Annotated in this window: 19 protein-coding genes and 1 tRNA gene; 10 read left to right on the forward strand and 10 right to left on the reverse strand. The window is 67.9% G+C overall.

From position 1 onward, the window contains the following. Window positions 1-121: 121 nt before the first annotated feature. The 6 genes from QRN63_RS18925 to QRN63_RS18950 all read left to right on the forward strand — a co-directional run bounded on the left by QRN63_RS18925 (window position 122) and on the right by QRN63_RS18950 (window position 6,204). Window positions 122-1,249: a resuscitation-promoting factor gene (locus QRN63_RS18925; RefSeq protein ID WP_285032232.1), complete on the forward strand. Its 1,128-nt coding sequence runs from the start codon at window positions 122-124 to the stop codon at window positions 1,247-1,249. Next, window positions 1,246-2,166 (forward strand): 16S rRNA (adenine(1518)-N(6)/adenine(1519)-N(6))-dimethyltransferase RsmA, encoded by a 921-nt coding sequence (gene rsmA, locus QRN63_RS18930; protein ID WP_285032233.1) that lies wholly within the window; start codon window positions 1,246-1,248, stop codon window positions 2,164-2,166. The genes QRN63_RS18925 and rsmA overlap by 4 nt, the downstream gene beginning before the upstream one ends. Before the next feature lie 66 nt (window positions 2,167-2,232). After that, the gene (locus QRN63_RS18935; protein WP_285032234.1) at window positions 2,233-3,201 is read left to right on the forward strand and encodes a 4-(cytidine 5'-diphospho)-2-C-methyl-D-erythritol kinase; all 969 of its coding nucleotides are present in this window, start codon (window positions 2,233-2,235) and stop codon (window positions 3,199-3,201) included. A 282-nt stretch (window positions 3,202-3,483) separates the two neighbouring features. Beyond that, window positions 3,484-5,121, forward strand: a complete 1,638-nt coding sequence (locus tag QRN63_RS18940; protein WP_029104690.1) for a fatty acyl-AMP ligase — start codon at window positions 3,484-3,486, stop codon at window positions 5,119-5,121. 149 nt (window positions 5,122-5,270) lie between these two features. Beyond that, window positions 5,271-5,693 carry a hypothetical protein gene (locus QRN63_RS18945; RefSeq protein ID WP_267315524.1) on the forward strand — a complete coding sequence of 141 codons (423 nt, stop codon included), beginning with the start codon at window positions 5,271-5,273 and terminating at the stop codon, window positions 5,691-5,693. Window positions 5,694-5,940: 247 nt separating this feature from the next. Beyond that, window positions 5,941-6,204: a hypothetical protein gene (locus QRN63_RS18950; RefSeq protein WP_285032235.1), complete on the forward strand. Its 264-nt coding sequence runs from the start codon at window positions 5,941-5,943 to the stop codon at window positions 6,202-6,204. A gap of 75 nt (window positions 6,205-6,279) precedes the next feature. On the opposite strand, the gene pth is transcribed toward QRN63_RS18950, so the two are convergent. The 8 genes from pth to QRN63_RS18990 all read right to left on the reverse strand — a co-directional run bounded on the left by pth (window position 6,280) and on the right by QRN63_RS18990 (window position 12,217). After that, entirely contained in the window at window positions 6,280-6,855 is a 576-nt protein-coding gene (gene pth, locus QRN63_RS18955) for an aminoacyl-tRNA hydrolase (protein ID WP_267315522.1), read from the reverse strand. 6 nt (window positions 6,856-6,861) lie between these two features. After that, window positions 6,862-7,527, reverse strand: a complete 666-nt coding sequence (locus QRN63_RS18960) for a 50S ribosomal protein L25/general stress protein Ctc (RefSeq protein ID WP_285032236.1) — start codon at window positions 7,525-7,527, stop codon at window positions 6,862-6,864. 140 nt (window positions 7,528-7,667) lie between these two features. Further along, entirely contained in the window at window positions 7,668-8,537 is an 870-nt protein-coding gene (locus QRN63_RS18965) for an oxidoreductase (protein ID WP_285032237.1), read from the reverse strand. Window positions 8,538-8,561: 24 nt separating this feature from the next. After that, window positions 8,562-9,215, reverse strand: coding sequence for an LpqN/LpqT family lipoprotein (locus QRN63_RS18970; RefSeq protein ID WP_410506025.1), 654 nt, complete (start codon window positions 9,213-9,215; stop codon window positions 8,562-8,564). 2 nt (window positions 9,216-9,217) lie between these two features. Beyond that, window positions 9,218-9,556, reverse strand: a complete 339-nt coding sequence (gene arsC, locus QRN63_RS18975; protein WP_285032238.1) for an arsenate reductase (glutaredoxin) — start codon at window positions 9,554-9,556, stop codon at window positions 9,218-9,220. After that, window positions 9,557-10,537 carry a ribose-phosphate diphosphokinase gene (locus QRN63_RS18980; RefSeq protein WP_060999253.1) on the reverse strand — a complete coding sequence of 327 codons (981 nt, stop codon included), beginning with the start codon at window positions 10,535-10,537 and terminating at the stop codon, window positions 9,557-9,559. Between the two features lie 103 nt (window positions 10,538-10,640). Continuing rightward, entirely contained in the window at window positions 10,641-12,083 is a 1,443-nt protein-coding gene (glmU, locus tag QRN63_RS18985) for a bifunctional UDP-N-acetylglucosamine diphosphorylase/glucosamine-1-phosphate N-acetyltransferase GlmU (protein WP_285032239.1), read from the reverse strand. 62 nt (window positions 12,084-12,145) lie between these two features. Then, a tRNA-Gln gene (locus tag QRN63_RS18990) sits at window positions 12,146-12,217 on the reverse strand. An 85-nt stretch (window positions 12,218-12,302) separates the two neighbouring features. Here QRN63_RS18990 and QRN63_RS18995 point away from each other — a divergent pair. After that, the gene (locus tag QRN63_RS18995) at window positions 12,303-12,896 is read left to right on the forward strand and encodes a TetR/AcrR family transcriptional regulator (RefSeq protein WP_020099104.1); all 594 of its coding nucleotides are present in this window, start codon (window positions 12,303-12,305) and stop codon (window positions 12,894-12,896) included. 21 nt (window positions 12,897-12,917) lie between these two features. Here the strand turns inward: QRN63_RS18995 and QRN63_RS19000 are convergent, their stop codons facing one another. Continuing rightward, complete coding sequence (locus QRN63_RS19000; RefSeq protein ID WP_285032240.1) at window positions 12,918-14,165, reverse strand: diaminopimelate decarboxylase family protein; 1,248 nt, start codon at window positions 14,163-14,165, stop codon at window positions 12,918-12,920. Window positions 14,166-14,272: 107 nt separating this feature from the next. Between QRN63_RS19000 and mfd the strand changes: the two genes are divergently transcribed. Both mfd and QRN63_RS19010 read left to right on the forward strand, forming a co-directional pair. Continuing rightward, a complete protein-coding gene (gene mfd, locus QRN63_RS19005) occupies window positions 14,273-17,902 on the forward strand; it encodes a transcription-repair coupling factor (protein ID WP_285032241.1) in 3,630 nt (1,209 codons plus the stop codon). A 31-nt stretch (window positions 17,903-17,933) separates the two neighbouring features. Then, on the forward strand, window positions 17,934-18,881 hold the full coding sequence (locus tag QRN63_RS19010) for a nucleoside triphosphate pyrophosphohydrolase (RefSeq protein WP_285032242.1): 948 nt from the start codon (window positions 17,934-17,936) through the stop codon (window positions 18,879-18,881). Here QRN63_RS19010 and QRN63_RS19015 read toward each other — a convergent pair. Next, entirely contained in the window at window positions 18,869-19,561 is a 693-nt protein-coding gene (locus tag QRN63_RS19015; protein WP_285032243.1) for an alpha/beta hydrolase, read from the reverse strand. The genes QRN63_RS19010 and QRN63_RS19015 overlap by 13 nt on opposite strands. Window positions 19,562-19,595: 34 nt before the next feature. On the opposite strand from QRN63_RS19015, the gene QRN63_RS19020 reads away from it, so the two are divergent. Further along, window positions 19,596-20,546, forward strand: a complete 951-nt coding sequence (locus tag QRN63_RS19020) for a cupin domain-containing protein (protein ID WP_502888161.1) — start codon at window positions 19,596-19,598, stop codon at window positions 20,544-20,546. Window positions 20,547-20,781: the final 235 nt, after the last annotated feature.

A 20,781-nucleotide genomic window follows, 5' to 3' on the forward strand; every position in this document is an offset into this window, starting at 1 on the left:
TGCCGCCTCCCGGGCGCGTTCGTTACCGTTCTGTGATTAACCCGGTCGAGGTGGCTTTTATGCGGTCACCGCGGCCGCTGCTCGGGGCCACCTCGGGCCCGAAAGACACGGGATTGACGCCTTGAACGTTCTGAACAAGTTGCATGATGCGCGCTCGCCGATGCTGCGCGGCGTAACCGGGGCTTTCCTTGCCACGCTGACCGTCGCCGGAGGGTTCGCCGTGGCGAACCACAAGACCGTCACCCTCACCATCGACGGCGCACCGATGACGGTGCAGACCATGAAGACCCGCATCGGCGACGTCCTGACCGAGAACGGTTTCTCCGTCGGCGAGCGCGACGACCTGTTCCCCGCGGCCGACCAGGACGTGCACGATGCCGACAACATCGTGCTGCGCCGCAGCCGCCCGCTCGATATTTCGCTGGACGGCCAGGGCACACGTCAGGTGTGGACCACCGCGGCGACCGTGCAGGACGCCCTCAAGCAGCTGTCCATGACCGACACCGCGCCCGTCGCCGCCGACCGCGCCACCCGTGTGCCCCTCGCCGGTATGTCGTTGCCCGTGGTCAGTGCCCGCAACGTGACCATCATCGACGGCGGCGTGCCGCGTCAGGTGCATCTGGCCGCTGCGAACGTGGCCGGGCTGCTGGCCGCCGCCGGCGTGCCGCTGGAGCAGCGCGACACCGTCGTCCCCGCCGCGGCGACCCCGGTGACCGAGGGCATGCAGATCGAGGTGACCCGCATCCGGCTGCAGCAGGTGACCATGGAATCGCCGCTGGCCCCGACCATGAACACGGTGCCCGACCCGGCGCTCAACATGAGCCGCAAGGTGGTCGACGACCCCGGCCAGCCCGGCACCCAGAACGTCACGTTCGCCGTCGCCACCGTCAACGGCGTCGAAACCGGCCGCCTGCCGGTCTCCAATCAGGTGCTGACGCCGGCGCGGGACGGCGTCCTGCGCATCGGCGCGAAGCCCGGTACCGAGGTGCCGCCGGTGACGCAGGGGGCTGCCTGGGATGCGCTCGCGCGATGCGAGTCGACCGGCAACTGGGCCATCAATACCGGCAACGGTTTTTACGGCGGAGTCCAATTTGATCAGAACACCTGGGAGCGGCAGGGCGGTCTGCGTTATGCTGCGAGAGCTGATCTTGCGACACGTGAAGAGCAGATCGCGATTGCTGAAGTGACGCGAGCCCGCCAAGGTTGGGGTGCCTGGCCAGTTTGTAGCGGGAGAATTGGGGCACGATGACGATCCGGCTACTCGGTCGAACCGAAATCCGGCATCTGGCAAAAGAGCTTGATTTCCGGCCGCGTAAGGCCTTCGGACAGAACTTCGTGCACGACGCCAACACGGTGCGCCGCATCGTGTCGGCCTCCGGGGTGAACCGGCAGTCCCACGTCTTGGAGGTGGGCCCGGGCCTGGGTTCTCTGACGCTGGCGCTGCTGGACCGTGGGGCGAAGGTGACAGCCGTCGAGATCGACCCGGTGCTGGCCCGCCAGCTGCCGACCACCATCGCCGAGCACTCTCACAGCGAGATCGCCCGGTTGACGGTGATCAACCGCGACGTGCTCGACCTGATGCCGTCCGACCTCGACGAGCAGCCGACCGCGCTGGTCGCCAACCTGCCGTACAACGTCGCGGTGCCGGCCATCCTGCATCTGCTCTCGGAATTCCCGACCATCCGCACCGTGATGGTGATGGTCCAGGCCGAGGTCGCCGAGCGGCTCGCCGCCGATCCGGGCACCAAGGACTACGGGGTGCCCAGCGCCAAGGTCCGGTTCTTCGGCAACGTCCGGCGCTACGGCATGGTTTCGCCGACGGTGTTCTGGCCCATCCCGCGCGTCTACTCGGGCCTGGTCCGGATCGACCGGTACGAGACGACGGCGTGGCCGACCGACGACAGCTTCCGCTCGCAGGTTTTCGACCTGATCGACATCGCCTTCGCGCAGCGGCGCAAGACCTCGCGCAACGCATTCGCCGAATGGGCGGGTTCGGGCAATGCCTCGGCAGAGCGCCTGCTGGCCGCCAGCATCGATCCGGCACGTCGTGGCGAGACCCTGGCGATCGCCGACTTCGTGCGGCTGCTGCAGCGTTCGGGCGAGCTGGATCGCGAGCAGCGCACCACCACGCCGGAGCCTGAACAGCAGGTCGACGCCACTCACTAGAGGCTGCCGGGCGGGCTTTTCCGCACTTGGTGTTGTGGCCCTCACCGCGGGCGTTACTGTCGTGGCGTGTCTACGTCGGATGGAAACACTGCTTCTGAGTGGGTACCCACAGGCTCGGTGACCGTCCGTGTGCCGGGCAAGGTGAATCTGTACCTCGGCGTGGGGGACTGCCGCGATGACGGCTACCACGAGCTCACCACGGTGTTCCACGCCGTCTCCCTCTTCGACGAGGTGACCGTCCGCACCGCCGACCTGCTGTCGGTGGAGATGTTCGGCGACGGCGCCGAGGGCCTGCCGACGGACCACCGCAACCTCGCCTGGCGGGCCGCGGAACTCATGGCTGAGCATGTCGGCCGTGCGCCCGACGTCGCGATCTCGATCAACAAGTCCATCCCGGTGGCCGGTGGCATGGCCGGCGGCAGCGCCGACGCGGCCGCCGTGCTGGTCGCGATGAACAACCTCTGGGAGCTGGGTGTGCCCCGGCGGGACCTTCACGCGCTGGCGGCCCAGCTCGGCAGCGACGTGCCGTTCGCGCTGCATGGCGGCACCGCGCTGGGCACCGGCCGCGGCGAGCAGCTGGCGACGGTGTTGGCGCGGAGCACCTTCCACTGGGTGCTGGCGTTTGCCGAGGGCGGGCTGTCCACGCCGAAGGTTTTCGCCGAGCTGGACAACCTGCGGGCAGACGGCCGCGAGGGCGGCCCGCTGCCGCTGGACGATCCCGAGCCGTTGCTGACCGCGTTGGCCTCCGGCGATCCGCGAGAGCTGGCGCCGCTGCTGGGCAACGATCTGCAGCCCGCGGCCGTCGGCCTGGACACCGGGCTGCGGCGGACGCTGCGCGCGGGCGTCGAGGCTGGCGCCCTGGCAGGCATCGTGTCCGGTTCCGGGCCCACCTGCGCGTTCCTGTGCGCGTCCGCCGAGGACGCGGTCGAGGTCGGCACCCAGCTCTCCGGCGCCGGCGTCTGCCGGACGATCCGCGTGGCCAGCGGCCCGGTGCACGGCGCGCGAGTGGTGCCGGCGCCCGGCAAGCAGGGCTGATCCCGGTGTGACTCAGCACTCAATTCGGCCAACAGTTTGTTAGCTACTTAAGAGTCTCTTAAGATGATCGATGGTGTATGCCAGCGGCCAGGCGTGGAACGCAATGGTTTCTCTCACCGGCGGTGTCGGTGAGCGGATGCGCAGCGCCGGAGTCATGGCAGCGGAGCCATCGATTCGAGATATAACCGCGGCCGAATTGTGCGTGCGCGCCTCTACAAGTGCGCCCGGCACCGGACGGACTATGGAACGACGGGCAGTGGCGCCTGACCTCAGGAGGTTGTCGTGAGCCGATTTACCGACAAGATGTACTACAACGCCCGTACATCGCAGCGGGGCATGGTCACCGGTGAGCCGCACGAGCCCGTGCGCCACACCTGGGGTGAGGTGCACGAGCGGGCGCGCCGCATCGCCGGTGGCCTGGCAGCGGCCGGCATCGGTCACGGCGACAAGATCGGCGTGCTCGCCGGATTCCCGGTCGAGATCGCCCCGACCGTGCAGGGCATCTGGATGCGCGGCGGCAGCCTCACCATGCTGCACCAGCCGACGCCCCGCACCGACCTGGCCGTCTGGGCTGAAGACACCATGAACGTCATCAGCATGATCGAGGCCAAGGCCGTCATCGTCTCCGAGCCGTTCCTGGTTGCCATCCCCGTGCTGGAGGAGAAGGGCCTGCAGGTCCTCAAGGTCGGTGACCTGCTCGCCGCCGAGCCCATCGACCCCGTCGAGACCGGCGAAGACGACCTCGCGCTGATGCAGCTGACCTCGGGTTCGACCGGGTCGCCCAAGGCCGTGCAGATCACGCACCGCAACATCTACTCCAACGCCGAGGCCATGTTCATCGGCGCCGAGTACGACGTCGACAAGGACGTCATGGTCAGCTGGCTGCCGTGCTTCCACGACATGGGCATGGTCGGCTTCCTCACCATCCCGATGTACTTCGGTGCCGAGCTGGTCAAGGTCACGCCCATGGACTTCCTGCGCGACACCCTGCTGTGGGCCAAGCTCATCGACAAGTACAAGGGCACCATGACGGCGGCCCCGAACTTCGCCTACGCACTGTTCGCCAAGCGGCTGCGCCGCCAGGCCAAGCCGGGCGAATATGACCTCTCCACCCTGCGGTTCGCGCTCTCGGGTGCCGAGCCCGTCGACCCCGCCGACGTCGAGGACCTCATTGACGCCGGCAAGCCCTTCGGCCTGAAGGCCTCGGCCATCCTCCCGGCCTACGGCATGGCCGAAACCTGCCTTGCCGTGTCGTTCTCGCCGTGCAACGCCGGCCTGGTCGTCGACGAGGTCGACGCCGACCTGCTTGCCGCGCTGCGGCGGGCCGTGCCCGCATCCAAGGGCAACACGCGTCGCCTGGCCTCGCTGGGTCCCCTGCTGCGCGACCTCGAGGCCCGCGTCGTCGACGAGGACGGCAATGTCCTGCCCGAGCGCGGTGTCGGCGTCATCCAGCTGCGCGGCGAGTCGGTGACCCCCGGCTACATCACCATGGCCGGCTTCCTGCCGACGCAGGACGAGAACGGCTGGTACGACACCGGCGACCTCGGGTACATCACCGAGGAGCAGAACGTCGTGGTGTGTGGTCGCGTGAAGGACGTCATCATCATGGCGGGCCGCAACATCTACCCGACCGACATCGAGCGGGCCGCGGGCCGCGTCGAGGGTGTGCGCCCGGGCTGTGCCGTGGCGGTGCGGCTCGACGCCGGGCATTCACGCGAAACCTTCGCTGTGGCAGTCGAATCCAACGCCTGGCAGGACCCGGTGGAGGTGCGCCGCATCGAGCATCAGGTGGCGCACGAGGTCGTGACCGAGGTCGACGTGCGGCCGCGCAACGTGGTCGTGCTGGGCCCCGGCACCATTCCGAAGACCCCGTCCGGCAAGCTCCGTCGCGCCAACTCGGTCGAGCTCGTCACCGGCTAGGTCTGCAAACAAGCGTGAAAACCCTTGATCTCCTTGGAGATCAAGGGTTTTTACGTTTTTCGCGCGGGTGGGATTGCTCGCTACGCTGAGCGAAAGCTGTGAACCCCGGGTAATCTCGCCCAAGTATTGACGAGAGGACCGGCGTATTCATGAGGCGTGTGGTTGCGGCGCTGGCGGTGGTGCTCGGCACGGGGGCCATTTCCGCGGTGCCGGCTTGCGCTGACGGCTCAGCTGGCGTGCTCGGGAAGCCGAACAACATGGCCGCTGCGGTCGGTTCCGGTGTGCGGGGCGGCACCATCGTCGGCTTCACCGCGACCGGGCCCGACGTCCATGCCGCCTCTGTCGCGGTGATCGCGGCGTGCAACCGGGCCGGTGCCGACCAGTGCACGAGCGACGAGGTCACCAACGACCGGTTGTGCATCGTCAACGTGCACGCCCCCGCGAGCGGCGTTGTGGCCGGTGGTGCCGGGCCCACGGTCGAGGACGCCCGCCGCGATGCGTTCAACCGGGCGGCGGCCAACAACACCCCTCTTGCTGCGGACTCACCCACGCTGGCCTCGTCCTGCCCGTGAACTGCGGCACTCACGCACCGGTCGTCACGAAATCCGTTGCATGGGTTGGTTCCTCGGTCATTTGGTGACGTTGCTCACCGGCATTTCTCAGACCGCCAGGTCACCGCATTTCGGCTGCTCACAGACATGTGAGTTTGCCCTGAGTTCATGGCGGGGTCACATGGCTGAAACATATAGTCGAACTAACATGCGGGGACAGAAGGCAGGCTGAGAGACAGACGGCCTTCCCCGAAAGTGAGAAGGTGACATGACTCATCAAGGCAAGCGCACGATGGCAGCTCTGCTGGTGGGCCTGGCCTCGGTCAGCGGCATCATGGCGCCCGTTGCAGGTGCCCGCCCGACCTGTCAGGACTCCGGCAGCACGTCGACATGTGAGACGAACGGCAGCGTGGCGATCAAGGCGACCCCGGGCGCCCGCTCATACGACGAAACCCAGAGTTCGCGCGTGGGCGCGCAGGGCCGCCGTAACTGCTACACCGATGCCGTTGACCGGCAACACATCTGCGGATAGTTCTTCGCGAACAATCGCGAAAACCCCCAAATTCGTTGGAATTTGGGGGTTTTCGTGGCTTTTCACCAAGAATGGTTACCAGGCGTGAACGGTGTTCTGTGCCGCCTCGACGCCGTGCTGCAGCAGCAATTCGGTTGCGTCGGCGGCTTGTTCGAGGATGGTGCCCAACTCGGGGCGTTCCTTCGAATTGAAGTTCTCCAGCACGAACGCCGCGGGGTCCTGTCGCCCCGGCGGGCGGCCGACACCGATGCGGACGCGTTGAAAGTCCTTGGTACCCAAGGCGGAAGCCACTGACCTCAGACCGTTGTGGCCGCCCTCGCCGCCGCCGAACTTGAGCCGGATACGGCCGAAGTCGATGTCCAGCTCGTCGTGGAGCACCACGACATCAGCCGGCGCGACGGAATAGAACTTCGCCAAAGGCCCGACGTGCCTACCGGATTCGTTCATGTAGGTGCGCGGCTTGGCGAGCACCACGGACCGGCCTCCCAGCCGGCCCGTGGTGACCTCTGCTCCGGATTTCTTGTGCACCTTGAATCCTGAGCCGATGCGCTCGGCCAGGATGTCGGCAACCAGAAATCCAACGTTGTGCCGCGTTGTTTCGTAGCGCGGCCCAGGATTGCCCAGACCGACCACCAGCAGTGGCTCGGCCAAAGCGGACTACTCCGACTCGGCAGCGGCTTCTTCGGCCGCCGCGCCCTCGGCGGCGGCCTCTTCGCCCGAAGCGGCCTCTTCGCCGGCGCCCTCGGACGCGAGATCCTCAGCGGTCGGCGCCGCGACGACGTTGATGACCAGCACCTCGGGGTCGGTCACCAGCGTGACGCCGTTGGGCAGTTCGACCTGGCCGGCCAGGATCTGGGTACCGGCCTCGATGCCCTCGACCGACACGGTCAGCGACTCGGGGATCGACTGGACGTCGGCCTCGATCTGGATGGTGTTGGTGTCCTGGGCCACCAGGGTGCCGGACTGGGCGTCACCCTCGACGACGATGCTCACGTCGACGGTGACCTTCTCGCCACGCTTCACGACGATCAGGTCGGCGTGCTGGATGTTGCGCTTGATCGGGTGAACGACGACCTGCTTGGTCAGCGCGAGCTCCTCCTTGCCGGCGATGTCGAGGGTCAGCACCGCGTTGGTACCCGAGTTACGCAGCACGGCAGCGTACTCGCGGGCGTTGATCTCGAGATGCTGCGGCTCGGTGCCGTGGCCGTACAGGACGACGGGCACGCGACCTTCGCGACGGGCCAGACGCGAGGCGCCCTTGCCGGTCCGGGTGCGGACCGCAGCGGTCAGATTGTTCGAGGTGGGGGCCGCGTTCTTGGCCATGTGAATTGCTCCTGATGCCGTATCTACTGGGTGGCACGGCCAGGGCTAGCGCGCAAGCGCTGAGGTTCCCGTCGATAACGGTGGCCTGAAATCAGACCGACCCTCGCCGTGATCGTCAGTCAGACTAGCGGAAACGCCCCTTACAGCGGAAATTCAGTGGCGGTGAGCTGGGCGGACAGGTCCCAGAGCGCGGTCGCGGTGCGTGCGGACCGGGCGGCCGGTTTGATCAGCTGGGTGGGGCCGGTCGGCCCGCGCATGCCGAATTTCGGACCGACGAACGTGTTGCCGGGCAGGTCCTGCGACGCCGCGAACAGCGTCTGACGGGCGCCGAAGGACGCGTCGGTCGCCAGCTTGTTGGCCGCGATGAAGATCTTGTCGCCCAATTCGCTGCCGGTCTGGCCCTGCAGGTTGGTGGCCGAATAGCCCGGGTGCGCCGTCAGCGCCCGCACCGGAGACCCGGCGGCCGACAACCGGCGCTGCAGATCCTTGGTGAACAGCAGGTTGGCCAGCTTTGACTGGCCGTAGCTCAGCCACGCCGAGTACGGCCGCGACTTCCAGTTCAGGTCTTTCAGACTGATGTAGCCCAGCAGGTGCAACATCGACGACACCGTCACGACGCGGTCGGTGATCTTGGGCAGCAGCAGATTGGTCAGGGCGAAATGGCCAAGGTGGTTGGTGCCGATCTGGCTCTCGAAACCGTCCTCGGTCACCGAGAAGGGCACCGCCATGATGCCGGCGTTGTTGATCAGGACGTCGACCTCGTCGACACCGGCGGCGAACTCACGCACCGAAGCCAGGCTCTGCAGATCCAGGGGACGGACCTCGACATCGCCGGTCATGCCCGCGGCCGCGGCGTCACCCTTGGCAGTGTTGCGGCAGGCCAGGATGACTTTGGCGCCCACGCGGGCCAGTTCGCGGGCGGTGACCTCGCCGAGGCCGCTGTTGGCACCGGTGACGATGACGGTGCGGCCGGCGAAAGAGGGCAGGTCGGCGGCGGTCCATTCGCTCATGACGGCGAGCTTAGTGCGGCGCGGTTACTTCGGTCCGACGGAGAAGCCCTTGATGATCGCCTCGATGTCGCCGGCCTGGTCCTTGGCCTGTTCGGCGTAGGTGGTGACGGTCAGCTGGATCAGGTAGTGGATACCCGGTCGCGGCGGGGACGGCTGAGCTATGACGATCCGGTTGTAGGACTGCATCCGGCTGTTGTTCAGGTCGTAGCTGCCCTCGATCATCGACGACGGGTAGCCCTGGAAATCCTCGCTGGAGCTGTAGAGCTTCTTGAAGTTGTCGGACAGCAGGGCGTCGGCGTCGGAATGCTTGAGCGCGTCCTTGACGTCGAAGTCGCCGGACAGCTGGAACACCATCAGCATCGCCAGGGGATAGGTGTCGTTCTTGGCGATGGTCACGGTGCCGGGCGAGTAGTTGAGGTTCTTGTAGGCGGTCCAGCCCTGCGGCCGCGGCAGCGCCACCTTGAGGTCGGTGAGCTGGTCGGGAATGACCTGTTTGCTCTGCACGCCGAGCTTGTTCAGGTAGTCGGGGAACGGGATCAGGCTGGCCTTGTCCACCGGAGTCGTGCTGGTGGTCGGCGTCGTCGACCAGATCGACTTGTAATCAGGCGTCTTCGCATCGCATGCGGCGAGGGTCAGGGCAGTCGCAGTGGACAGCAACGCCCCGACGATCCGCTGCAGGATCACAGAATCTCGCGGACCGCGTCGATCGGGCGGGCCAGCCGCGTGCCTTTGTCGGTGACGACGAACGGCCGCTCGATCAGGATCGGGTGCTCGGCCATGGCGTCGAGCAGCTGCGCGTCGCTGGCGTCGGCCAGATTGAGCTCGGTGTAGAGGGCTTCGCGCTTGCGCACCGCGGTGCGGATGTCGATGCCGGCATCCTCGATCATCGCCGCGAGCTCGGCCCGGGTCGGCGGCGTCTTCAGATACTGCACGACCTCGGGCTCAATGCCGTTCTCCCGCAGCAGATCCAGCGTCTTGCGGGAGGTCGAGCACTTCGGGTTGTGGTAAATCCGGGCCATTTAGGCGGATCCGTCGAAAAGGCCGGTGACCGAGCCGTTTTCGAACACCGCGCGGATGGTCGCGGCCACCAGGGGCGCGATCGACAGCACGGTCAGGGCCGGGAACTGCTTGTCCGGCGTGATGGGCAGCGTGTTGGTGACGATGACCTCGCGGGCGCCGCAGTCGGCGAGGCGCTGCGCCGCCGGGTCGGACAACACGCCGTGGGTGGCGGCGATGATGACGTCCTTGGCGCCGTCTTCGCGCAGCAGCTTGACCGCGCCGGCGATGGTGCCACCGGTGTCGATCATGTCATCGGTCAGGATGCAGGTCTTGCCCTTGACCTCACCGACCACGCGGTTGGCCTTGACCTGGTTGGGGACCAGCGGGTCGCGGGTCTTGTGGATGAAGGCCAGCGGGACGCCGCCCAGCGAGTCGGCCCATTTCTCGGCGACGCGCACGCGACCGGAGTCGGGGGAGACCACGACGAGGTCGGAGTCGCCGTACTTGTCACCGATGTAGCCGCACAGCAGCGACTGACCGCGCATGTGGTCCACGGGGCCGTCGAAGAAGCCCTGAATCTGGTCGGTGTGCAGGTCGACCGAGACGATGCGGTCGGCGCCGGCGGTCTTGAGCAGGTCGGCGACCAGGCGGGCCGAGATGGGCTCGCGGCCGCGGTGCTTCTTGTCCTGGCGCGCGTACGGGTAGAACGGCAGGATCGCGGTGATCCGCTTGGCCGACCCGCGCTTGAGCGCGTCGATCATGATGAGCTGTTCCATCAGCCAGTGGTTCAGCGGCGCGGGATGGCTCTGCAGCACGAAGGCGTCGCAGCCACGCACAGATTCGTCGAAGCGGACGAAGATCTCGCCGTTCGCGAAGTCGCGGGAAGTCTGCGGGGTGACCTCGATGCCGAGCTCTTTGGCGACCTGTTCGGCCAGTTCGGGGTGCGCGCGCCCCGAGAAGAGCATCAGATTTTTGCGGTTGTCGGTCCAGTCCGTGGCCACTGTGTGCTGCTTTCGCGGTGGGGGATCGATACGTCGTAATCGTACTTACCGGTAACCCCATCCCGTTGCCGGGTTACCGGATTGCCAACATCAGATGTCGGGATCAGCTTTCGCCGCGTGCTTTTCTGGCCGCTTGCGCGGCCTTCGAGTCGGGACGTTTCCGCTCGACCCAGCCCTCGATGTTGCGCTGCTCACCCTTCGAAACCGCCAGGGCGCCGGGCGGCACGTCCACGCGGACCACGGTGCCGGCGCCGGTGTAGGCGCCGTCGCCGACGCGCACCGGCGCGACGAACATGGTGTCCGAGCCGGTGCGCACGTGCGAACCGATGGTGGTGCGGTTCTTGTTCTCGCCGTCGTAGTTGACGAAGACGCTGGACGCGCCGATGTTGCTGTACTCGCCGATGTCGGCGTCCCCGACGTACGTCAGGTGCGGCACCTTGGTGCCGGTGCCGATCTTCGAGTTCTTCACCTCGACGAACGCGCCGAGTTTGCCGTCAGCACCCAGCTCGGTGCCCGGCCGCAGGTACGCGAACGGCCCGACGGTGGCGCCGGCGCCGATGACGGCCAGCTGTCCGTGGGTGCGGATCACCTTGGCGCCGTCCCCGACCTCCATGTCGGTCAGCGTGGTGTCGGGGCCGATGACGCAGTTGGCGCCGACGTCGGTGGCGCCCAGCAGCTGCGTGCACTGCTTGACGACGGTGTCCCGGCCGATGCTCACGTCGACGTCGATCCAGGTGGTGGCCGGGTCGATGATCGTGACGCCGGCACGCTGGTGCCCGGCGATGATGCGGCGGTTCAGCTCGGCTGCCACCTCGGACAGCTGCACGCGGTCGTTGACGCCGGAGACCTGCGCGCTGTCGTCGACGTGGTGGGCCCGCACGATCTGGCCGTCGCCGCGCACGATCGAGATGGCATCGGTGAGGTAGAGCTCCTGCTGGGCGTTGTCTGCACGCAGCCGGCTGAGTGCCGAGCGTAGGGCTCCCGCGTCGAACGCGTACACGCCGGAGTTCACCTCACGGATGGCGCGCTGGGATTCGGTGGCGTCGGCCTGTTCGACGATGCCGATCACCTCGTGGTCCTGCGTGCGCAGGATGCGGCCGTAGCCCGTCGGGTTGGTGACGGTGGTGGTCAGCACGGTGGCGGCCGCGGTGGCGGTGGCGTGGGTGTCGACGAGGCCCTCGAGGGTGTCGGCGTCGAGCAGCGGCACGTCGCCCGCGGTGACGACGACGGTGCCGGCGAAATCGTCGGGCAGTACCGACAGGCCGCAGCTGACGGCGTGCCCGGTGCCGAGTTGTTCGTCCTGGATGGCAACGGTGACGGTGCGGCCGAGGGCGCCGGCGATCTCGTGCACATGGGCGGTGACGCGCTCGCGTTCCTTGCCGACCACCACGACCAGGTGCGTCGGGTTGACCTTGGCCACGGCATGCAGCGCGTGCGCCAGCATGCTGCGGCCGGCCAGCGTATGCAGGACCTTCGGGATGTCGGAGCGCATCCGGGTGCCCGACCCGGCCGCCAGGACGATGACAGCGGCTTCGCCTCGAGTCACGTACGCCTCTCTCTGCGCGATGTCGCGCTTTGACTGCTTCGCGCTGTGCACTACTTGACTTGCTCCGTCGCCAGGACTCGAACCTGAACTATCTGAACCAAAATCAGAGGTGCTGCCGATTACACCACGACGGATTACTCGCCAGAGACTCTAGTGCAAGCGGATACGCTGGCGAGCATGGCAGCGGCGGAGAACGGAGCGCGCAGCCCTCGTGCGCGCATGACCGGCAGTGAACGCCGTCAGCAGCTCATCGAGATCGCGAAGTCGCTCTTCGCCGAGCGCGGCTACGACGGCACGTCCATCGAGGAGATCGCGCAGCGCGCCAACGTCTCCAAGCCCGTGGTCTACGAACATTTCGGCGGCAAGGAAGGCCTGTATGCCGTCGTCGTCGACCGCGAGATGTCCGCGCTGCTCGACGGCATCACGTCGTCACTGACCAACAACCGGTCCCGGGTGCGGGTCGAGCGGGTGGCGCTGGCGCTGCTCACCTACGTCGAGGAACACACCGACGGCTTCCGCATCCTGATCAGGGATTCGCCGGCGGCCATTACGTCGGGCACCTACTCGACGCTGCTCAACGACGCGGTCAACCAGGTGTCCTCGATCCTGGCCGGCGACTTCTCCCGGCGGGGCCTCGATCCGGAGCTGGCCCCGCTCTATGCGCAGGCGCTCGTCGGCTCGGTGTCGATGTCCGCGCAGTGGTGGCTGGACACCCGCGAACCGAAGAAGGAAGTGGTCGCGGCGCACCTGGTCAATCTGATGTGGAACGGCCTGACGCATCTGGAGTCGGATCCCGAGCTGCACGAGAACTGAGCTCCTGTTCGGCGGACGGGCCTAGCCGCAGTCGCGCAGCAGGAGGTCTGCGGTGGTCTCGCGGCGGATCAGCGGCCGCACCCGTCGGTCGCAGACGGCGATGACCGGTGGCCGCGTCGTCATGGTGAAGTTCGACGCCGTGCTGTGGTGGTAGGCACCGGTGCACGCGGTGGCGAGCAGATCGCCGGGGTGGACGTCGTCGGGCAGGTCCAGATCGTCGGCGATGACGGTGCCGTCGCGGCCGACGACGGTGGCGGGGCGGGTGAGCCCGAGTGGGTGCCGGTTGGCAAGGGCGACAGTGTAATTCGCGACGGGCGCCGAATGCGGGTGGCTGCCGTCGACGGTGACGACGGCGCGGCCGTCGGTGCGGGCCGACACGGACTGCACGCGGTGCAGTGTCACGCCGGCGCGGCCGCTGATCGCCCGGCCGGGTTCGACGACCAGCCGCGGGCGGGGGAACCGGTTGGCGGCGCAGGCGGCGTCGAGGGCGTCTTCCAGGAAATCGGCCAGTGCCGCCACATCGAGTTCGGGTTCCCCGGTCCGGTAGGCGATGGCGTGGCCGCCGCCGATGTTCAGCTCGGTGAGCACGACGCCATGGGCGGCGCGCACATCGGTCATGGTGTCGACGAGTCCGCGCACGGCCTCGACGTAGACCTCCGGTTCGGCGATCTGCGTGCCCAGGTGGCAGTACAGCCCGGCCAACGGCAGTTGCGGGGTGGCCAGCGCCCGCCGGACGATCGGCAGCACGTCGACACCGGGCCGGACCTGCAGCAGGACGGCCTGCCGACGGCGCGCGACGCCGGCCAGGTAGGCCATCTCGATGGGTGAGTCCAGCACGATGCGGCCGACGCCGGCGCCCGCCGCGGTCGCCAGCTCGTCGACCGACTTGCCGCTGCCGTGCACGACGATGCGCGCCGGGTCCACGCCACCGGCGAGGGCCGTGGCCAGCTCGGCGGTCGAACACACCGCGATGCCCAGGCCGGCTTCGTGTACCCAACCGGCAACGGTCCTGGTCAGCAGGGACTGGGCGGCGTAGACGACTTCGACGCCGCGCAACGTGGCGCGGTAGTGCTGGGCCCGCTTGCGGAAGTCGGCCTCATCCAGAACATATGCGGGCGTGCCGAACTCGTCGGCCACGTCGGTGAGCGCGACGGACCCGACGCAAAGACGTCCCAGGGCATCGACCTGGGTGGTCAGCGGCCAGATGGTCGTGTCGATGCGCGGACGCATGGCGCCCCGCAGGGACGGCAGGATGTCGAGCAGTGTCATGGATCCACCCTGCGCCCGGAATCGCCCGGTGAGCTCCGCGTTGACGATCCCTTGACGGGACGGTGCCCAATATTGACGAAGTCCTGCGAACTACAATCGGAGGCATCATGACCTCCCCGGGGCAGCAATCGATCCAAACCCCGTTGGCGGGGCTCGTCCAACTCGCACTCACCGATCCTGGTCTGCAGGAATTGACGCGGCAGGCCGCTGAGGGTGTCGCTGAGCAGGCTCTGGTGGGCCCGGTCAGCGCCCGGCTCCCGGTCGCGGCCGCGCTGGCCGCCGCCGGCCCGGTGCTGGTCGTCACAGCCACCGGTCGCGAGGCCGACGACCTCACCGCCGAACTGCGGGCCGTCCACGGCGATGCCGTGGCGCTGTTCCCGTCGTGGGAGACGCTGCCGCACGAGCGCCTCTCGCCCGGCGTGGACACCGTGGGTGCCCGGCTGACGGTGCTGCGCCGGCTGGCGCTGCCCGACGACGTCCGCCTCGGTCCGCCGCTGCGCGTGGTGGTCACCACGGCCCGGTCCCTGCTGCAGCCGCTGGCCGGCGGGGTGACCGACGCCGAGCCGGTGACGCTGACCATCGGCGGCGAAGCCGACTTCGACGACACCGTGGCGCGGCTCGTCGAGCTGGCTTACACGCGCGTCGACATGGTGGGCAAACGTGGCGAATTCGCTGTCCGCGGAGGCATTCTCGATGTCTTCACGCCGACCGCCGAGCACCCGGTGCGCGTCGAGTTCTGGGGCGACGAGGTCACCGAGATGCGGATGTTCTCGGTGGCCGACCAGCGGTCCATCCCCGAGATCGCGGTCGACACGGTCATCGCGATGCCTTGCCGTGAACTGCTGCTGACCGCGGACGTCCGCGAACGCGCCGCCGAGATCGGGGCGAGCCTGCCCAGCAGCGACAACCAGGTCACCGGCAGCATCGCGGACATGATGGCCAAGCTCGCCGAGGGTATCCCGGTCGACGGCATGGAAGCGCTGCTTCCGGTGCTGCGTCCGGGCGACCTGGCGCTGCTCACCGACCGCCTGCCGGCCGGAGCGCCGCTGTTGATCTGCGATCCGGAGAAGGTGCGCACCCGCGCTGCCGATCTGATCAAGACGGGCCGCGAGTTCCTGGAGGCCTCGTGGTCGGTGGCTGCCGTGGGCGGCGACGCGCCGATTGATGTTGAGCAGCTTGGTGGTTCGGGTTTCCGGGACTTCGTGGAGGTCCGGGAGGCCGCGGCCGCTGGTGGCCACCCGTGGTGGACGCTGAGCCAGCTGGCCAACGAGTCGGCACAGGAGCTCGACATCCGGCCGGCGCCGTCGGCGCGCAGTCAGCAGAGCCTCGAAGAGATCTTCGCGATGCTGCGCGCGCACATCGCCACCGGCGGCCTCGCCGCGGTGGTGACCCCGGGCACCGGTACCGCGCACCGCGTGGTTGAGCAACTCGGTGAATCCGATGTCGCCGCAATGATGTTGGAGCCCGGTGAGGTGCCGAAGCCCGGTGTCGTCGGCGTCCTCAAGGGCCCGCTGCATGACGGTATGGTGCTGGCCGGCGTCAACCTCGTGATCATCACCGAGACCGACCTGACGGGTAACCGGGCGGGCGCCACCGAGGGCAAAAGGCTTGCCGCCAAACGGCGTAACGTCGTCGACCCGCTTGCGTTGACAGCCGGTGACCTGGTGGTGCACGACCAGCACGGCATCGGCAAGTTCGTCGAGATGACCGAGAGGGTGGTCGGTGGCGCCCGGCGCGAATACCTGGTGCTCGAGTACGCGTCCGCAAAACGTGGCGGTGGGTCCGACCGGCTGTACGTGCCGATGGATTCGCTGGACCAGCTGTCCCGCTACGTCGGCGGCGCCGAGCCCACACTGAGCCGGCTCGGCGGCAGCGACTGGACCAACACGAAGACCAAGGCGCGCAAGGCCGTTCGCGAGATCGCCGGCGAGCTGGTGTCGCTGTACGCCAAACGACAGTCCGCGCCGGGGCATGCGTTCGCGCCGGACACCCCGTGGCAGAACGAGATGGAGGACGCATTCGGCTTCACCGAGACCATCGACCAGCTGACCGCCATCACCGAGGTCAAGGCCGACATGGAGAAGCCGGTCCCCATGGACCGCGTCATCTGCGGTGACGTCGGCTACGGCAAGACCGAGATCGCGGTCCGCGCGGCGTTCAAGGCAGTACAGGACGGCAAGCAGGTCGCGGTGTTGGTGCCGACCACACTGCTGGCCGACCAGCATCTGCAGACCTTCACCACCCGCATGGCTGGTTTCCCGGTGACGGTCAAGGGGCTGTCCCGGTTCACCGATCCGGCCGAATCCCGTTTGGTGATCGAGGGTTTGAAGGATGGCTCGGTCGACGTGGTGATCGGCACCCACCGGCTGCTGGCGACCGGTGTCACCTGGAAAGACCTCGGTCTGGTGATCGTCGATGAGGAACAGCGGTTCGGCGTCGAGCACAAGGAGCACATCAAGTCGATGCGCACCCACGTCGACGTGCTCACCATGAGCGCCACCCCGATCCCGCGCACCCTGGAGATGAGCCTGGCCGGCATCCGGGAGATGTCGACCATCCTGACGCCGCCCGAGGAACGCTTCCCGGTGCTGACTTACGTTGGGCCGCATGACGACAAGCAGGTCGCCGCGGCGCTGCGGCGCGAGCTGCTGCGCGACGGGCAGGCGTTCTACATCCACAACCGGGTGAAGTCGATCGACAGCGCCGCCGCCCGCGTGCGCCAACTGGTGCCGGAGGCCCGGGTTGTGGTGGCGCACGGGCAGATGCCCGAGGAACTGCTGGAGAAGACCGTCGAGGGCTTCTGGAATCGCGAGTACGACATCCTGGTGTGCACGACGATCGTCGAGACGGGCCTTGACATTTCGAACGCCAACACGTTGATCGTCGAGCGGGCCGACACTTTCGGCTTGTCGCAGCTGCACCAGCTGCGGGGCCGGGTGGGCCGCAGCCGCGAGCGTGGTTACGCCTATTTCCTGTACCCGCCGGAGGTTCCGCTCACCGAGACCGCCCACGACCGGCTGGCGACCATCGCGCAGAACAACGATCTGGGCGCCGGTATGGCCGTCGCGATGAAGGACCTCGAGATTCGTGGTGCGGGCAACGTGCTCGGCGTCGAGCAGTCCGGACACGTCGCGGGCGTCGGCTTCGACCTGTACGTCCGGCTGGTCGGCGAGGCCGTCGAGGCGTACCGTGCCGCCGTCGACGGGAAAACCATTGCGGCCGTGGAGGAACCGAAGGAGGTGCGGGTCGATCTGCCGATCGACGCCCACCTGCCGCCGGACTACATCGGCAGCGACCGGCTGCGGCTCGAGGCCTACCGCCGGTTGGCCGCGGCGTCCGACCACGCAGCCGTGGCGGCCGTCGTCGAGGAGTTGGTGGATCGCTACGGACCGCTGCCCGAGCCCGCGCAGCGCCTCGTCGCGGTGGCGCGGTTGCGGCTGCTCTGCCGCGAGTACGGCGTCACCGAGGTCACCGCCATCTCCGACTCGACCATCCGCTTGACGCCCCTGACGCTGCTGGACTCCGGGCAGCTGCGGCTGAAGCGGATGTATCCCGGCGCGACGTACCGGGCCACCACGTCGACGGTGCAGATCCCGATCCCGCGGGCCGGTGCCGGGGTCGGCGCGCCGCGTATCCGTGACCTGGAACTGGCCCGCGCCGTGGCCGGATTGCTGCTGGTGCTCGATGGGAAAGCGGCCGGTGAAGTTGATATAACCGACCTGGGAGGTAGCGCATGACTGGCAGCGAGAAGCCGGAGGCGGATCGCGCATGACGGTGGTTCTGGTCGATCCACGTCGCCCCTCCTTGATGCCGATCGACGCGCTGGTGCTGCTCACCGGCGACGTGCAGTACACCGAGGAACTACCGGTCAAGGTGCCGTGGTCGTTGCCGTCGGGCCGGCCGGCCTATGGGGATTCCGACAATCCGGCGCCGGTGCTGTTGTCCTCCGATCCGGAACATCCGCAGGTGCGCGCCCGGCTCGCGGCCGGTGAGAGGCTGATCGCGGTGGACGGTTCGCAGCCGGGAGAGCGGCTCATCGACGCCGTCACGATGATGGACAAGCTGCGTACCAACGGCCCGTGGGAGAGCGAGCAGACACACGACTCGCTGCGCCGGTACCTGCTGGAGGAGACCTACGAGCTGTTCGACGCGGTGCGCGGCGGCAACGCCGACGACGTCCGTGAGGAACTCGGAGATGTGTTGCTGCAGGTGCTGTTTCACGCCCGCATCGCCGAGGACGCACCGCTGCACCCTTTCGGCATCGACGACGTCGCCGACACCCTGATTCGGAAGCTGGGCAACCGCGTGCCGGCAGTGCTTGCCGGACAAGAGATTTCGCTGGAAGACCAGATCGCGCAGTGGGAAGAGCGCAAGGCGCTGGAGAAAGCGGCGCGGACGTCGTGCATGGACGAGGTGCCGACGGCACTGCCGGCGCTCGCTCTGGCGCAGAAGCTGATCGAACGGACCAGCACGGCCGGGCTGCCCGCCGATCTGCTTCCGGCCGGCCTCACCTCGGTGACGCTCGAATCCGGTATCGACGCCGAAAGTGCCCTGCGCACAGTGGCGCTCGAGTTCATTGACACTGTGCGCGAAGCCGAGCGCCGCATCGTCGCCGCCCGCCGCGGCGACGAAGTGGCGGTGGAGTTGGATGCCGCACCGCTGGGTGCGGTGTCAGAGGATGAGTGGCGGGAGCACTGGCCGGTTCAGGCTGACTGAGTCGCGGCCTCATCGATGAGGCCGGCCACGGCGACCGGCTGTGAGGCCAGCGACGCGTGGCCGGCATCCAGCTCGATGATCTTGCGCGGGTTGATCCGCTCGGCCATGCGGCGTTCGTTGTCGGGGTGAATCATGCGGTCCTGTGTGGAGACCTGGTACCACGACGGCTTGACCCGCCAGGCCGGTGCTGTCACGGTGTCGCCGAAAGTCGATGCCAGCGGGGCTTTTTGGGTGACGGCCATGACGAGCGCGTCATCGGCGGACAGGTCCTGACAGAAGCTCTCGTGGAACTTGTCCTGGACGACCCAGAGGTAGCCGTCCGAATCCGGTGCGAGGTTGGCGGCCGCCGCGGGCGGCAGCTCCTGAGTGATCCCGCCGGGGCTCTCCCCGGCGTCCGGCGCAAAGGCCGCGATGTAGACCAGGGCCTTCACATTGGGCAGGTCTCCGGCTTCGGTGATGACTGCGCCACCGTATGAGTGCCCGACCAGGATTACCGGGCCGTCGACCTGACTGACCATCTTGCGGGTGCGTTCGGCGTCGTCGGCCAGCGATGTCAGCGGGTTCTCCACCGCGCGGAGTGAGGTGTACCCGCGTCGGTTCAGTTCGACGATCACATTGGCCCAGTGGGCCGCACCGCCCCAGAATCCGTGGACCAGGACGACTGTTGGTTTTTCGGTCATGCGATGACAGTATTTGGACGATGAGGCAAGTTCAATGACTGAAACGATGCCAAAATTTGCCGATTCACCGTCCCCGGCGGCGGATGCGTTTTCCGAGATCCTCGACACCGTGCGCCTGCGCGGGCAGGACGTCGTCCGTTACGCACCCGGATCCGTGCCGTTCAACATCGCGATGCCTGAGCAACGCCTCCTGCACATCGTCGAGCACGGCGACGTCCGGCTCCGGGTGAGCGGTGGCGGTCCGGTGATCACGCTGCGCGACGGCGACCTGGTGCTGCTGGCCCGGGGTGACCGGCACCAGCTGCAGGCGGGCTCGGGCGTCCCGGTGCGCAACCTCGCTGCCGCCGATCGGTATGCCGACGAAGATGAACTGCCGCAACAGGATTCGCCGCGGTGGGTGACCGGGACGTTCGCGGTCGACGACGCCGTCGCCGATCCAGTGTTGTCGGTGCTGCCCCCGGCCATCGTGGTACCTGGTGGTGGGGTGGACCGGGAGTGGCTTGAGGTCAGCCTGCGCCTGCTGGTGGCAGAGGTCGCGGCGCCGCGGCCCGGTTCGGCCGTGATGATCTCGCGCATCCTGGATCTGCTGTTCATCCACACCCTGCGGGCCTGGTCGCGCGACGCCGCCACGCCGTCGGGATGGCTGACGGCGGCGTTGGATCCGGTACTGGGCCAAGTGCTTTCGGTGGTTCACCAGGATTTGGCGCGGCCGTGGTCGGTCGCTGAACTCGCGCAGATGGCCAACCTGTCGCGGACCGCGTTCGCCGAGCGGTTCACCCGGCTGCTGGGGTGCCCGCCCGCCGGCTACCTCATCGACCGCCGACTCGACCGGGCAGCGCAGTTGTTGCGCACGGATACAGCGTCCGTCGGCGCCATCGCCGCGGCGGTGGGCTACACCTCCGAGGCGGGCTTCAGCCGGGCCTTCGGCCGACGGTTCGGCGCCCCGCCGCTGCGCTGGCGAAACACCGTGGGCCGCGCGGACTGAACCCGGCTTCTGAGGAGTATTCCCCGCTGGGGCCGGGCACGAATGTAACGCCACGGCGGATGTCGGCGCGTTTTTCCGCCGTGGCGTTGCATTGGCGGCAGGCACTGCCGGATCGACCGGATGTTGTCGCCGAGAGGCGGGCACAGCGACTCGTGCCAAGGCCGCCGCCCCAGAACTTGGGATCGGTAGCCGACCCGCCCCGGTGTGATTGCTCCAACGACGCCGACCACGAGCG

The organism is Mycolicibacterium sp. lyk4-40-TYG-92 (assembly GCF_030209435.1).
Lineage (GTDB): Bacteria > Actinomycetota > Actinomycetes > Mycobacteriales > Mycobacteriaceae > Mycobacterium.

Excerpts from the sequence above, each read along its gene's own strand:
- rsmA (WP_285032233.1), top strand. The coding sequence starts at position 1,246 with ATGACGATCCGGCTACTCGGTCGAACCGAAATCCGGCATCTGGCAAAA.
- QRN63_RS18945 (WP_267315524.1), top strand. The coding sequence starts at position 5,271 with ATGAGGCGTGTGGTTGCGGCGCTGGCGGTGGTGCTCGGCACGGGGGCC.
- QRN63_RS18950 (WP_285032235.1), top strand. The coding sequence starts at position 5,941 with ATGACTCATCAAGGCAAGCGCACGATGGCAGCTCTGCTGGTGGGCCTG.
- QRN63_RS18960 (WP_285032236.1), bottom strand. The coding sequence starts at position 7,527 with ATGGCCAAGAACGCGGCCCCCACCTCGAACAATCTGACCGCTGCGGTC.
- QRN63_RS18965 (WP_285032237.1), bottom strand. The coding sequence starts at position 8,537 with ATGAGCGAATGGACCGCCGCCGACCTGCCCTCTTTCGCCGGCCGCACC.
- arsC (WP_285032238.1), bottom strand. The coding sequence starts at position 9,556 with ATGGCCCGGATTTACCACAACCCGAAGTGCTCGACCTCCCGCAAGACG.
- QRN63_RS18995 (WP_020099104.1), top strand. The coding sequence starts at position 12,303 with ATGACCGGCAGTGAACGCCGTCAGCAGCTCATCGAGATCGCGAAGTCG.
- QRN63_RS19000 (WP_285032240.1), bottom strand. The coding sequence starts at position 14,165 with ATGACACTGCTCGACATCCTGCCGTCCCTGCGGGGCGCCATGCGTCCG.
- mfd (WP_285032241.1), top strand. The coding sequence starts at position 14,273 with ATGACCTCCCCGGGGCAGCAATCGATCCAAACCCCGTTGGCGGGGCTC.
- QRN63_RS19010 (WP_285032242.1), top strand. The coding sequence starts at position 17,934 with ATGACGGTGGTTCTGGTCGATCCACGTCGCCCCTCCTTGATGCCGATC.
- QRN63_RS19015 (WP_285032243.1), bottom strand. The coding sequence starts at position 19,561 with ATGACCGAAAAACCAACAGTCGTCCTGGTCCACGGATTCTGGGGCGGT.
- QRN63_RS19020 (WP_502888161.1), top strand. The coding sequence starts at position 19,596 with ATGACTGAAACGATGCCAAAATTTGCCGATTCACCGTCCCCGGCGGCG.